The sequence below is a fragment of the Aeromicrobium yanjiei genome, from assembly GCF_009649075.1.
Taxonomy (GTDB): Bacteria; Actinomycetota; Actinomycetes; order Propionibacteriales; family Nocardioidaceae; genus Aeromicrobium; species Aeromicrobium yanjiei.
Window position 1 is genome coordinate 2,309,779 of record NZ_CP045737.1, and the last position, 12,431, is coordinate 2,322,209.

A 12,431-nucleotide genomic window follows, 5' to 3' on the forward strand; every position below is an offset into this window, starting at 1 on the left:
GGCCCGACGTGCCGACGAGGATCCGACGACGTCGAGGTGCCACGGTCGAGCATGTGCCACCCCTTCGGATCGACGGATCAGGGTCTCCCCGTCAGCACCTTCAGGTTCCGTGACCGCTGTTTCGCGCCGGTTAACGCAGGCGCGGGGTTTGGTTACAACTGGCGGTCCGTCAGGTCGTCGCGCGCCAGAGCGGCTCGAGCACCTCGAGCGACTGGCCGGTGCGCGCGCCCTCACGGGGGGCCACCAGCAGGCCGTCGGACGCCGAGAGGCCGCGCAGCATCGACGACGAGCTCCACCCGGTCGGCACCGCAGCGCCGTCGACGCGGGCGAACGGCAGGACGCGCGTGGCGCGCGGGAACGGGTCGAGGTCCACCCCCAGGACCTCCGAGGGCGGCGCGGCCGCCCGGCGTCCGGTCATCTCCTGGAGGGCGGGATGCACGACCGCGAGGAATCCCACGACCGCGGCCAGGGGGTTGCCGGGCAGGCACGCGACGAGTCGGCCGTCGGGCAGCACCGCGAGCAGCGTCGGCCCGCCGGGGCGTACCGCGACCGTGTCCACCGCGAGGGTCGCGCCCACGATCCCGAGCGCCTCGCGCAGGTGGTCGGCCTCCCCCACCGCCGTGCCACCGGTGGTGACCACGACGTCCGCGGCTGACGAGCGCAGCAGGCGCACGAGCTCGGGCAGGTCGTCGCCCACCAGCGTGACCTGGCCGGGGGCCGCTCCCGCGCCGCGCGTCATGCCGGTGAGCAGCGGGCTGATCGAGTCGCGGATCGTGCCGGGAGCGGGGACCCCGCGCCGGACGACCTCGTCCCCCGTGACGAGCAGGTCGACGACCGGTGGGCGCGAGACCTGCACCGCGTCGTGGCCGGACGCCGCGCTGACCGCGAGGCACACGGGGTCCAGCGGGGTGCCTGCCGGCAGCACGATGTCGCCCACGCGCAGCTCCTCGCCCCTGGGCCGGACGTCACCGAGCGAGGGCTGCTCCCCGTGCGGCCCCGTCCAGTGCAGCAGGCCGTCGCGGACCGTCCCGTGCTCTCGGCGCACGAGCGCGGTCGTCCCCTCGGGCACGACGGCGCCCGTGCCGATGCCACGGGCCTCCCCCGGGCGCATCGGCCCGCTCGGCGGACGGCCGTTGACGATCCGGTCGAGCACGGTCCACGGACCGTCCCCTGCCGCCGCCCAGCCGTCCATCGCGGTGACGTCGGCCGACGGCAGGTCGACCAGCGACCGCAGGTCGTCGGCCAGCACCCGTCCGCCGGCACCGGCGAGGTCGACGAGCTCGCTCGCGACCGGCTTGGCCAGCCCGCGGGCAGCGGCTCGCACGTCGTGCCAGTCGCCGCGGACGAGCGCGGTCACGGCCCCTCGTCCTCGTCCCACCCGGCGATCGCTGCACGGACCCGCTCGAGCACCTCGGCGACCCGCGCGGGCTCGCCTCCGGCCTGACCGACGGCCACGCCCACCAAGTACGTCGTGAGGGGCGCGGCGGGGCGCATCACGCCGTGTGCGGCGTCCGCCGCGAGGTCGAGCACCTCGTCGACGCCCAGCACCTGCTCGATGCCGAGATCGCGGGCGAGCCCCTCCGCCCATCGCGGCAGCGGTCGTTCATCCATCACGGTCCTCCTCGGTCAGGCGTTCCAGGTCGCTCGGGGAGTCGATGTCGGCCAGCACCTTGTCCGGCAGGTCGATCTCCATCAGGTGCATACCCCGCGTGACCTGTCCCACGCCCCGGTCGGTCAACGGGACGTGTGCGGCCAGGGCTGCGCGCAGTGCCGCGGACCGGTAGACCGCGAGCAAGGGCTGTCGGTGTCCATCGGACGACCGGGCCACGACGCCGTCCGCCTCGCCGCCGGCGGCGGCCGCCAACAGCGCGGGCACCGCTTCGACGGCACGGGGCACGTCGGCCGCCAGCACCGCCACCAGGTCGGCGGGATCGGCCGCGAGGGCGCTCATCCCCGCCCCGATGGCCGCGGCCGGACCCGCGAACCTCGGCTCCTCCCGCACGACCGTGGCCCGCGGCGGCGTGCCGGCAAGCCCGTCCGGACCGACCACGACGAGTCGCCTCGCTCCGCCGACCGCCTCGCACGCGTGCGCCAGGAGGGGTCGTCCGTCGACGACGATCCCGACCTTGTCGACCCCGGGCATGCGGCTCGACCGACCGCCCGCCAGGACGATCGCGTCGTACGGGATCGCAGCGGGACGGCCGGGCACGAACGACTCAGGCCTGGATGACGACCGGGAGGATCATCGGACGGCGACGCAGGCGGCGTCCCACGAACGAGCCGAGCACGCGACGGATGACCTGCTGGAGCTGGCCGGAGTCGCGGGTGCCGTCGGAGATGGCCTCCTCGAGCGCCGAGATGATCTTGGGCATGATCTCGTCGAACGCCGAGTCCTCCTCGGCGATGCCGCGGGCGTGGATCTCGGGCCCGGACAGGATCTTGCCGGTGGCCGAGTCGACCACGACGACGACCGAGATGAAGCCCTCCTCGCCGAGGACGCGACGGTCCTTGAGCTCGGAGTCCGTCAGGTCGCCCACGGACGAGCCGTCGACGTACACGTAGCCGCAGTCGACAGCACCCGTGATGGACGCGTGCCCGTCGACCAGGTCGATGACGTAGCCGTCCTCGGCCAGCAGCACGTTGGGCACGCCCGTCGCGGTCGCGAGCTTGGCATTGGCGTGCAGGTGCCGGATCTCGCCGTGCACCGGCAGCACGTTGCTGGGCTGGACGATGTTGTAGCAGTAGAGCAGCTCGCCGGCCGAGGCGTGGCCCGAGACGTGCACGAGCGCATTGCCCTTGTGCACGACGTTGGCACCCAGCTTGGTCAGGCCGTCGATCACGCGGTAGATCGCGTTCTCGTTGCCGGGGATGAGCGAGGAGGCCATGAGGACCGTGTCGCCGGGCTCGAGGCTGACCTGCTGGTGGCTGTTGTTGGCCATGCGCGACAGCGCGGCCATCGGCTCGCCCTGCGAGCCCGTCGACATCAGCACCATCTTGTGCGGCGGCGCGGCGTCGATCTTGTCCACGACGACGCCGTCCGGCACGTGGAGGTAGCCCAGCTCGCGGGCGATCTGCATGTTGCGGACCATCGAGCGGCCCACGTAAGCGACCTTGCGGTCGTGCTTGGCCGCGGCGTCGATGACCTGCTGGACGCGGTGGATGTGCGAGGCGAACGACGCGACGATGATGCGCTTCTTGCTCGACGCGAAGACCGCGTCGATCGCCGGCGTGATGTTGCGCTCGGACGTCGTGAAGCCGGGGACCTCGGCGTTGGTCGAGTCGGTCAGGAAGAGGTCGACCCCCTCCTCGCCGAGCCGGGCGAATGCGCGCAGGTCTGTGATGCGGCCGTCGAGCGGCAGCTGGTCCATCTTGAAGTCGCCGGTGTGCAGCGCGACGCCGGCCGGCGTCTTGATCGCGACCGCGAGGGCGTCCGGGATCGAGTGGTTGACAGCGACGAACTCCAGCTCGAACGGGCCGAACGTCTCGACGTCGCCCTCGGACACGACGTACTTGGGGGCGTCCTTGAGCCGGTGCTCCTTGAGCTTGGGGTCCAGGAACGCCAACGTCAGCTGCGAGCCGATGACCGGGATGTTGCCGCGCTCACGCAGCAGGTACGGCACGCCGCCGATGTGGTCCTCGTGGCCGTGGGTCAGCACGATGCCGACGACGTCCTTCAACCGGTCACGGATCGGACCGAAGTCGGGCAGGATCAGGTCGACACCGGGCTGGTTCTCCTCGGGGAAGAGGACGCCGCAGTCGACGATCAGCAGCTTGCCGCCGTACTCGAAGACGGTCATGTTGCGACCGATCTCTCCGAGTCCCCCGAGGGGGATGACGCGCAGGGCGCCTTCGGGCAGGGTGGGCGGAGCGCCGAGCTCCGTGTGCATGTGGCTCATGTGGCCTAGCTTTCGAGAAGGCCCGACGCCATGAGTCCGTCGCGAACGATCGCGACCTCGTCGTCAGTGGCATCGGGGAGCGGATCACGCATCGTGCGGTGCTCGAGCACGCCGAGGAGCTGCATGGCAGCCTTCGCCGTGATCGCGCCCTGCGTGTGATTCATCATCGCCGAGACGGCGGGAAGCAGCTGGTGGTGGATGGCCCGGGCCGTGGGCAGGTCGCCGGCGTCGACGGCCGCGACCATGTCGGCGTACTGACGCGACGCGGCGTGCGCGACGACGCTGACGATGCCGCTCGCTCCCATCGCGAGCCAGGGCAGGTTGAGCGGGTCGTCGCCGGAGTAGATCTTCAGGCCGGTCTCGTTCATGAGCCAGGAGCCGCGGCTGAGATCACCGACGGCGTCCTTCATCGCGACGATCTGCGGGTCGTCGGCCATCGCGAGGTAGGTCTCGTCCGCGATCTTGACGCCGCTGCGGCCGGGGATGTCGTAGAGCATGACGGGCAGGTCGTCACCGGCCCGCGCGACCTGCGTGAAGTGCGAGAGGATGCCCGACTGCGGCGGCTTGCTGTAGTAGGGCGTGACGACGAGGGTGCCGTGGGCGCCGGCCTTCTTGGCCTGCTGGGCCAGCGCGACGGAGTGACGCGTGTCGTTGGTGCCGACGCCGGCCACGACCGTGGCGCGGTCACCGACGGCCTCGAGCACGGCGACCAGCAGCCGGCCGTCCTCCTCGACGGTCGTCGTGGGCGACTCGCCGGTCGTGCCGCTGATGACCAGGCCGTCGTTGCCGTGGTCGACGAGGTAGGTCGCGACCTTCTGCGCGGCGTCGAGATCGAGCTCACCCTCGCGGGTGAACGGCGTGACCATGGCGGTCAGCACACGCCCGAAGGGCGCGGCCTCGGTGGCGAGCGGCGACGTCATGCCTCCGAGGCTACCGCCTGCCGACCTGTCGCCGACGACCGGCAGGATGGCGGCGTGAACGAGCGTACCGACGAGGACATCTACGACATCGACACGGCCTCCGCGCCTCGCGGCGACGGGATCCGTGACCTGAGGCTGACCGACCGGTGGAACACCCCCCTCGGCAAGCCCAACGGCGGCTACATCCTCGCCGCGATGTTGCGGGGACTCGGCGACGAGCTCGGCTCCGGCGACCCGCTCGTCGCCTCGATCACGTACCTCGCCTCCCCCGAGACCGGTGCGGCCGAGCTGCGTACGCGCCCCCTGCGGATCGGACGCCGCGTGCAGACCGGCACCGCGTCGCTGTGGGAGGGCGAGCGCCACGTCGCGGAGATGACCGCGAGCTTCGGTGACCGCTCCGGCGGCGAGAGCCACGAGCTCGGCACGCCGCCCGAGCTGCGTCCCCCCGACGAGTGCATCGATCCCCGCGAGCACGGCGCGCCGGGCGGCGGTCTCTTCGACCGCGTGGACTACCGGATCGACCAGGTGCCGGGCTTCTTCGTCGGGCGCCCGAGCGGCGATCCGACGATGACGGCCTGGCAGCGGCTCAGCGGCGGTCGCGAGATCGACTTCCCGGCGCTCGGCCTGCTCTGCGACTCGTTCGTGCCGCCGATCGTCGAGCTCGGCGAGGGATTCAACTCGATGACGGTCCAGCTCACGGTGCACCTGCACCGGCTGCCCCGCCCGGGGTGGGTCGCGACCCGGCTGACCACGCGCCACGTGGTCAACGGCTTCCACGAGGAGGACTGTGAGCTGTGGGACGAGGACGGCAACCTGCTCGCGCAGAGCCGCCAGCTCGGCATCCTGCTCTGAGCCGGGTGTCCGAGGCGCGGGCCGCTCGCCGGGTCGCCCGATAACGTGGTGCGCACCTGCCCCCGGATGAAGGAGACACCCGATGGACCTGTTCGAGACCGAGAGCACGCAGCGCCTGTCCCGCGAGGCCGCGGCCGAGCGCCTGCGCGCGCTGGCCGACGCCCTCTCGCGGCACAACTCGATCGAGCTCGAGCGCGGCGGCCACCGGATCACGGTCGACGTCCCCGACGAGGTGAGCTTCTCCCTCGAGGTCGAGGTGGGCGACGAGAACGAGATCGAGATCGAGCTCAGCTGGTGACCCGCATCCGGGCCGACCGGGCGCGTCCTGCGCACGATCGGCCCGGACTTGCGACCATGGGTCCATGAGCGACCCCTGGAAGGACTTCCTCCCGACGATCGGGATCGCGCTGCTCAACGCGTTGGTCCTGGCGGTGATCGTCGCCCTGGTCACCCGCCGGATCGGTCGCCGCTCCCCCGTCGCGCGCTATCTGAGCCGCGCCGCCGCGATCCCGTTCCGCATGCTGCTGGTCGTCGTGGCGTGCGCGATCGCGGTCTCCCGCAACGCGCCGTGGTCCGAGCGCGAGGACCTCGGCCGCTGGGTCGAGCTCGGCATGCGGGTCGCGATCATCATCACCGCCGCGTGGCTCGTCGGCGTCATCGTGCTGTCCCTCGAGGACATGGCCCTGCGCCGCTACCGCCTCGACGCGGTCGACAACCTCGCCGCCCGCCGCGCCAAGACCCAGACCGCGGTGATCCGCCGCGTCACCCTCGTCGCGATCGTGTTCCTGGCCGCGGCTGCGGTGCTGCTCAGCTTCCCGGGGGTCAGCGCGGCCGGCGCCAGCGTGCTCGCGTCCGCCGGCATCATCTCGGTCATCGCGGCGGTGGCCGCACAGTCCACGCTCAGCAACGTGATCGCCGGCCTGCAGATCGCGTTCAGCGGATCGATCCGCTACGGCGACGCGGTCATCGTGGAGGACGAGTGGGGGTGGATCGACGAGATCACGCTCAGCTATGTCGTCGTACGCCTGTGGGACGACCGCAACATGGTCCTGCCGGCGACGTACTTCACCACGACCCCGTTCCAGAACTGGACCCGCAAGCACTCAGAGCTGCTGGGCTCGGTGGAGTTCGACGTCGACTGGCGGGTCAGCCCCGACGGCATGCGCGCCGAGCTCGACCGCATCCTGCCGACCACCGACCTGTGGGACGGGCGCACCAAGGTGCTGCAGGTGACCGACGCGGTCAACGGCTGGGTGCGGATCCGCATCCTCGTGACCGCCAAGGACGCGCCCACGTTGTTCGACCTGAGGTGCTTCGTGCGCGAGCGGATGGTGGACTGGCTGCAGAGCGCCGACGAGGGCGGCCTGCCCCGCTTCCGGGTCGAGTCGGTCCCGCGCCGCGCCCCGCGCCGGGCCAGCGAGGAGGAGGCGACCGGCCTGTTCAGCGGTGACCAGCAGGGCGACGACCGGGCGGCCCGCATCACCGGTCAGCTGCCCGCCGTCGACGAGGACGGGCTCCCCCGCGAATGACCGCCACCGTGCGCTCGCGCCTCGCCCTGCTCTCCGCGGCGGTCCTCGTGGTCGGCGGACCCGCTGTCCCGGCGGCGGCGAAGGCACCCGTCAACGCCACCGGCTACGCGCTCCAGGGCTCGGCCAGCCCTTCCGACGTGACCCGCGACGGTCGCTACCTGCGCACGATCGCGATCTCCGGTGTCGCGCTCGACGGACCCGCCCGCATCTCCCCCGTCAGCGCCGACGTCGCCCAGCTGCGTCGCGCCGCGCACCGGCACGGTCGCAAGGCCGTCCTGCTGCTGAGCAACTACAGCGACGACCTCAAGGACTTCGACGAGCGCGTCGCCCACCGGATGCTGACCTCCGGACCGGCGCGCGCGGCCGTGATCCGGGCGCTCCGGAAGGCCACGCGCGGCTTTGACGGGCTGCAGATCGACCTGGAGTCGCTGAGGTCCCGCGACATGGCGGGGCTGGTCGCGTTCACCCGCGAGCTCGATGCGGCCCTGCCCGGCAAGACGTTGTCGATGGCGTTCATGGCCTCGACCGATCGCCGCGGCTATCTCGCTCGCGGCTATGACCTCGCGGCCCTCGCGCCGAGCCTGGACCGCATGGTCCTGATGGCGTACGACCAGCACGGCCCCGGCTGGTCGCGTCCCGGTCCCGTGGGCTCGCTGTCGTGGGTCCGGCGCGAGCTGAGCTACTTCGCGAAGGTCCTGCCCAACCGCAAGATCGACCTCGGGGTGGCCGCGTACGGCTACCAATGGGGACGCGGGAGCCGCACCCTCACGGTCTCGCAGGCCCGCAAGCGCGCAGGCGACAAGGCCCGTTGGCGCGCCAAGCAGGGCGAGTGGTCCGCGAAGCTGTCCGGTGGGCGGACGATCTGGTGGTCGGACCGCCGCTCGCTGCGGGCCCGCGAGAAGATCGCCCGGTCGTACGGCCTGCACGGCGTGTCGATCTGGGAGATCGGCTCGTCGGGCCGCCTGCGCTAGGGCCTCGCGCGGTCGTACGTGACGATGTCGTAGCCGTCGTGGGCCTCGCGGCCGGTCTCGTACCAGCGGGACCAGTCGACCTCGGGGAACCACGCGTCGCCGTCCGGCGCCAGGTGCACCCGGGTGACGACCAGGCGGTCGACGACGTCGGCCTCGATCGCGGCGGCGTAGACCTGTGCGCCGCCGATCACGAACGCCTCGTCGTCGAGCTCGGCCGCCCGGGCGAGCGCAGAGCGAAGATCGCCTGCGGTCTCGACCCCCTCGGCCGACCAGGACGGGTCACGCGTCAGCACGATCGACGTACGTCCCGGGAGCGGCCGGCCGATCGACTCGTACGTCGCGCGGCCCATGACCAGCGGGTGGCCCATCGTGAGGGCCTTGAACTGCGCGAGGTCGCCGGTGGGCGGCCACGGCAGGTCGCCGTCCTTGCCGATGACGCCGTTGCGGCCGATCGCGACGACGACGGTGACCGTCATACGGCGATCGGAGCGGAGATCCGCGGGTGCGGGTCGTAGCCGGAGACCTTGACCGAGTCGAGCGTGAAGTCGTCGATCGAGGTGACGGCCGGGTCGAGCCACAGCTCGGGGAGCGCGCGCGGCTCGCGGGTGAGCTGCTCGCGGGCCTGGTCGAGGTGGTTGAGGTAGAGGTGCGCGTCGCCGAGCGTGTGGACGAAGTCGCCGACCTCCAGGCCCGTGACCTGGGCGACCATGTGGGTCAGCAGCGCGTACGAGGCGATGTTGAACGGGACCCCGAGGAACACGTCTGCCGAGCGCTGGTACATCTGGCACGACAGCTTGCCGTCGGCCACGTAGAACTGGAAGAACGCGTGGCACGGCATGAGGGCCATCGCGTCGAGGTCGGCGACGTTCCACGCGCTGACCACGTGCCGGCGGGAGTCGGGGTTGGCCTTGATCTGCTCGATGACGTCCGCGAGCTGGTCGATGTGCCGGCCATCCGGGGCGGGCCACGACCGCCACTGGTAGCCGTAGACCGGTCCGAGATCGCCGTTGTCGTCCGCCCACTCGTCCCAGATCGAGATGCCGTTGTCGCGCAGGAACGCGGTGTTGGTGTCGCCCTTGATGAACCACAGGAGCTCGCCGACGACCGACTTGACGTGGATCTTCTTGGTGGTCACCAGAGGGAAGCCCTCGGACAGGTCGAAGCGCATCTGGTGGCCGAAGACGCTGCGCGTGCCGGTGCCCGTGCGGTCACCCTTCGCGACGCCTTCATCGAGGATGCGCTGGACGAGATCGAGGTAGGCCCGCATGCTCGCAGACTATCAATCACCACGCATCGATCGTGTGCGAAACTCTGTCCATGCCGCGTGACGAGTTCGACGCCAGTCCTGCCGAGGTGCGCAGCTTCGCGCTCCTGCAGGTCGGCCTCACCGCAGGCTTCTTCGTGCTCCTGTTCTTCATGCTCGGCGGCTCGGACGCGGACTACCCGCCGACCTGGATGGCCGTGGCGCTCGTCGTCCTGGTCGGCGTCGGCGCCGTCCTCGCCGAACGGGTCTGGATGTCGGCCGCGCCCCTGGACCCCGATCTCGCCCCCGCCGACCAGCACCGGCTCGCGGTCGGGGTCTTCGCCGGCCAGACCGTCCGCCGGCTCGCGTTCTGCGAGGCACCGCTGCTGATCGCGGTGCTCGTCACGTTCGTCACCGACCACGGCGGGTGGCCCCTGGTCATCGCGGGCGTCCCCGGTCTGCTCGTCCTGGCCTGGGAGATCTGGCCCAGCCTGCGCAACACGTCCATGACCGCCGCGATGCTCGACTCCCGCGGCGCGGACTCCCAGCTGGTGGAGAGCTTCATCGAACGTCCGGTCGCATGACGACGGCCGACGTCAGCGCCCGTCTCGCCTGGCCGGACGACGCCGCCGCGATCGTCCGCGTGCAGCTCGCGTCGTGGCAGGCGAACGACGCCGTGCCCGCCCCCGAGCTGGAGGCCCTCGATCCCGCGCTCCTCGCCGAGCGGTGGGCCACGCTCGTCAGCTCACCTGCGGACGCGCGGCTGCGGGTGCTCGTCGCGCTCGAGCGGGCGGACGTCCGCGGCTTCGCACTGGTGCACCCGTCGTACGACCCCGACAGCGACCAGGTCACCGACGGCGAGATCGGCGAGCTCGTGGTCGACCCCGGTCACCAGCGCGCCGGGCACGGGTCACGGCTCCTGCAGGCCGCGGTCGACACCCTCGCCGCCGACCGGTTCACCCGCGCGCGCTGGTGGGTCACGTCGACAGACGATGCACTCCGGTCGTTCGTGACCGAGTCCGGCTGGGCGCCCGACGGTGCCCACCGTGAGCTCGCCGGCGACAGCGGGGCCACGGTCAAGCAGCTGCGGCTGCACACGACCCTGGCATGACCAGCGACCGATCGGTCATCGTCGACTCGCTCGGCGTCGGCCTGGCCACTGGCGCGTACGGCGTGTCGTTCGGCGCGATCTCCACGTCGTCCGGGCTCAGCGTGCTGCAGACCTGCCTCATCTCGCTGCTGGTCTTCACCGGCGCCTCGCAGTTCGCGTTCGTCGGGATCATCGCGTCCGGCGGCAACCCCCTGACGGGCTCGCTGACCGCGATCCTGCTCGGCAGCCGCAACCTGTTCTACGGGGTCAGCATGGCCCCCAAGCTCGAGCTGACCCCCGCGCAGCGGCTCGCGACGGCGCACTTCGTGATCGACGAGTCGACTGCCATGGGCGTCACGCGCCCGACCAGACGCCAGGCCCGGCTCGGCTTCTACTGGACCGGGATCTCGATCTTCGTGCTGTGGAACCTGTCCACCGCCGCGGGCGCGTGGGCCGGCAACGCGATCGGCGACCCGCGGACATACGGTCTGGACGCGGCTGTCGGGGCCGCCTTTCTCGGCCTCCTGTGGCCGCGGCTCGCCTCGGCGAAGGGGCGCCTCGTCGCGCTCGTGGGCGCCGCGGTGGCCCTCGGCCTCGTCCCGCTGACCAGTGCCGGGATGCCGATCATCCTCGGCGGTGGCGCCGCCGTGCTGCTCGGCCTGCTGTGGCGACCGGGGCGGGCCTCGTGACGGCGCTGTGGGGCGGCATCGTCGTGATGGCGGTGGGGTGCTTCGCCCTCAAGTACGCCGGGCTGTCCGTGCCCGAGCGGGTGCTGCAGCACCCCCTGACGGTGCGGGCGGTCGAGCTCATCCCCGCGGGACTGCTCGGCGCCCTGATCGCGGTGCAGGTGTTCGCCGACGGCACGTCCGTGCAGGTCGACGCCCGCCTGCTCGCCCTCGGTGTCGCCGCAGTCCTCCTGGCCCTGCGCGTCCCGTTCCTCCCCATGGTCGTCGCCGCCGCCCTGGTCGCCGCCCTCGCCCGCCAGCTCTGACCCCCCCCGTCCCCCGTTCCCCGTTGCCGGTTTCCCACGGGACCGTGGGAATTGCGCACTCCCCTCGCGTCTTAACCCGCGGGAAGTGACAAAGAGCCGCGGGAAGTGACAGATCTTCCTAGGGAAGCGAGCAGCACCCGCGGTGAGTGACGGTTTCCCACGGGACCGTGGGAAACCGTCAGAGGCCGAGGACGTCGTCGAGTCCCACGGTGAGGCCAGGACGGCTGCCGGCGCCGCGGACGGCCGCGACGACGCCGGGCATGAACGACGTACGGTCGTGCGAGTCGTGGCGGATCGTGAACTCCTCACCGGCCCCGCCCATGAGCACCTGCTGCGAGGCGACGAATCCGCGGGCCCGGACCGAGTGGACGGGGATGCCGTCGATCTTCGCGCCGCGGGCGCCGTCGGGATCGGTCGTGGTCGCATCGGGCAGGCCCGGCGACCCCGCCTCGCGGCGCGACGCAGCGATCAGCTCGGCAGTACGCACGGCAGTGCCCGACGGTGCGTCGACCTTGTCGGGGTGGTGCATCTCGATGACCTCGACCGACTCGAAGAACGGCGCCGCAGTCGCTGCGAAACGCATCATCAAGATCGCGCCGATCGAGAAGTTGGGCACCACCAGCACCCCGCTGGCAGGTGAGTCGCCGAGCGCCGAGCGTACGGCGGCGATGCGCTCGTCGTCGAAGCCGGACGTGCCCACCACGACGTCCACGCCGTGCTCGATGCACCACAGGACGTTGTCGAGGGCGACGTGGGGCTGGGTGAAGTCGAGCGCCACCTCCGCCCCGGCGGCGGTGACCTGGTCGAGGGAGTCGCCCAGGTCGATCTCGGCCACCACCTCCAGACCGTCGGCGGCGTTGATCGCCCGCACCGACTCCGAACCCATGCGCCCCTTGGCGCCCAGCACCGCAACCCGTGTCATGTCGCCGATCGTACGAG

General features: G+C 71.7%; 16 protein-coding genes. 8 read left to right on the top strand and 8 right to left on the bottom strand.

Features of this window, described 5'->3' with window-relative positions:
- Positions 1–169: 169 nt before the first annotated feature.
- The 5 genes from GEV26_RS11330 to dapA are packed head-to-tail and all read right to left on the bottom strand — an operon-like array spanning position 170 to position 4,816.
- Complete coding sequence (locus tag GEV26_RS11330) at positions 170–1,357, bottom strand: molybdopterin molybdotransferase MoeA (RefSeq protein WP_194839834.1); 1,188 nt, start codon at positions 1,355–1,357, stop codon at positions 170–172.
- A complete protein-coding gene (locus GEV26_RS11335; RefSeq protein WP_153653177.1) occupies positions 1,354–1,611 on the bottom strand; it encodes a DUF6457 domain-containing protein in 258 nt (85 codons plus the stop codon). The genes GEV26_RS11330 and GEV26_RS11335 overlap by 4 nt, the downstream gene beginning before the upstream one ends.
- Positions 1,604–2,209, bottom strand: a complete 606-nt coding sequence (gene mobA / locus GEV26_RS11340) for a molybdenum cofactor guanylyltransferase (protein WP_153653178.1) — start codon at positions 2,207–2,209, stop codon at positions 1,604–1,606. The genes GEV26_RS11335 and mobA overlap by 8 nt, the downstream gene beginning before the upstream one ends.
- 7 nt (positions 2,210–2,216) lie before the next feature.
- The gene (locus tag GEV26_RS11345) at positions 2,217–3,896 is read right to left on the bottom strand and encodes a ribonuclease J (RefSeq protein WP_153653179.1); all 1,680 of its coding nucleotides are present in this window, start codon (positions 3,894–3,896) and stop codon (positions 2,217–2,219) included.
- A 5-nt stretch (positions 3,897–3,901) separates the two neighbouring features.
- On the bottom strand, positions 3,902–4,816 hold the full coding sequence (dapA, locus tag GEV26_RS11350; protein ID WP_153653180.1) for a 4-hydroxy-tetrahydrodipicolinate synthase: 915 nt from the start codon (positions 4,814–4,816) through the stop codon (positions 3,902–3,904).
- Between the two features lie 54 nt (positions 4,817–4,870).
- Here dapA and GEV26_RS11355 point away from each other — a divergent pair, with 54 nt between their 5' ends.
- The 4 genes from GEV26_RS11355 (at position 4,871) to GEV26_RS11370 (ending at position 8,168) form a co-directional block, all read left to right on the top strand.
- Positions 4,871–5,668 carry a thioesterase family protein gene (locus GEV26_RS11355; protein WP_153910572.1) on the top strand — a complete coding sequence of 266 codons (798 nt, stop codon included), beginning with the start codon at positions 4,871–4,873 and terminating at the stop codon, positions 5,666–5,668.
- Positions 5,669–5,750: 82 nt separating this feature from the next.
- Complete coding sequence (locus GEV26_RS11360; protein ID WP_153653182.1) at positions 5,751–5,966, top strand: amphi-Trp domain-containing protein; 216 nt, start codon at positions 5,751–5,753, stop codon at positions 5,964–5,966.
- A gap of 64 nt (positions 5,967–6,030) precedes the next feature.
- The gene (locus GEV26_RS11365) at positions 6,031–7,197 is read left to right on the top strand and encodes a mechanosensitive ion channel family protein (protein ID WP_153653183.1); all 1,167 of its coding nucleotides are present in this window, start codon (positions 6,031–6,033) and stop codon (positions 7,195–7,197) included.
- Positions 7,194–8,168: a glycosyl hydrolase family 18 protein gene (locus GEV26_RS11370; RefSeq protein WP_153653184.1), complete on the top strand. Its 975-nt coding sequence runs from the start codon at positions 7,194–7,196 to the stop codon at positions 8,166–8,168. Before GEV26_RS11365 ends, GEV26_RS11370 begins: the two co-directional genes overlap by 4 nt.
- On the opposite strand, the gene GEV26_RS11375 is transcribed toward GEV26_RS11370, so the two are convergent.
- Both GEV26_RS11375 and GEV26_RS11380 read right to left on the bottom strand, forming a co-directional pair.
- The gene (locus tag GEV26_RS11375; protein ID WP_153653185.1) at positions 8,165–8,644 is read right to left on the bottom strand and encodes a dihydrofolate reductase; all 480 of its coding nucleotides are present in this window, start codon (positions 8,642–8,644) and stop codon (positions 8,165–8,167) included. The genes GEV26_RS11370 and GEV26_RS11375 overlap by 4 nt on opposite strands.
- Positions 8,641–9,435 (bottom strand): thymidylate synthase, encoded by a 795-nt coding sequence (locus tag GEV26_RS11380; RefSeq protein WP_153653186.1) that lies wholly within the window; start codon positions 9,433–9,435, stop codon positions 8,641–8,643. The genes GEV26_RS11375 and GEV26_RS11380 overlap by 4 nt, the downstream gene beginning before the upstream one ends.
- Positions 9,436–9,485: 50 nt before the next feature.
- On the opposite strand from GEV26_RS11380, the gene GEV26_RS11385 reads away from it, so the two are divergent.
- The 4 genes from GEV26_RS11385 to GEV26_RS11400 are packed head-to-tail and all read left to right on the top strand — an operon-like array spanning position 9,486 to position 11,492.
- Positions 9,486–9,995 carry a hypothetical protein gene (locus tag GEV26_RS11385; RefSeq protein ID WP_153653187.1) on the top strand — a complete coding sequence of 170 codons (510 nt, stop codon included), beginning with the start codon at positions 9,486–9,488 and terminating at the stop codon, positions 9,993–9,995.
- Positions 9,992–10,522 (top strand): GNAT family N-acetyltransferase, encoded by a 531-nt coding sequence (locus GEV26_RS11390; protein WP_153653188.1) that lies wholly within the window; start codon positions 9,992–9,994, stop codon positions 10,520–10,522. The genes GEV26_RS11385 and GEV26_RS11390 overlap by 4 nt, the downstream gene beginning before the upstream one ends.
- Positions 10,519–11,190: an AzlC family ABC transporter permease gene (locus GEV26_RS11395; RefSeq protein ID WP_153653189.1), complete on the top strand. Its 672-nt coding sequence runs from the start codon at positions 10,519–10,521 to the stop codon at positions 11,188–11,190. Before GEV26_RS11390 ends, GEV26_RS11395 begins: the two co-directional genes overlap by 4 nt.
- Complete coding sequence (locus tag GEV26_RS11400; RefSeq protein WP_194839835.1) at positions 11,187–11,492, top strand: AzlD domain-containing protein; 306 nt, start codon at positions 11,187–11,189, stop codon at positions 11,490–11,492. The genes GEV26_RS11395 and GEV26_RS11400 overlap by 4 nt, the downstream gene beginning before the upstream one ends.
- Positions 11,493–11,670: 178 nt before the next feature.
- Here GEV26_RS11400 and dapB read toward each other — a convergent pair whose 3' ends face one another.
- A complete protein-coding gene (gene dapB / locus GEV26_RS11405) occupies positions 11,671–12,414 on the bottom strand; it encodes a 4-hydroxy-tetrahydrodipicolinate reductase (protein WP_153653190.1) in 744 nt (247 codons plus the stop codon).
- Between the last annotated feature and the right edge of the window lie 17 nt (positions 12,415–12,431).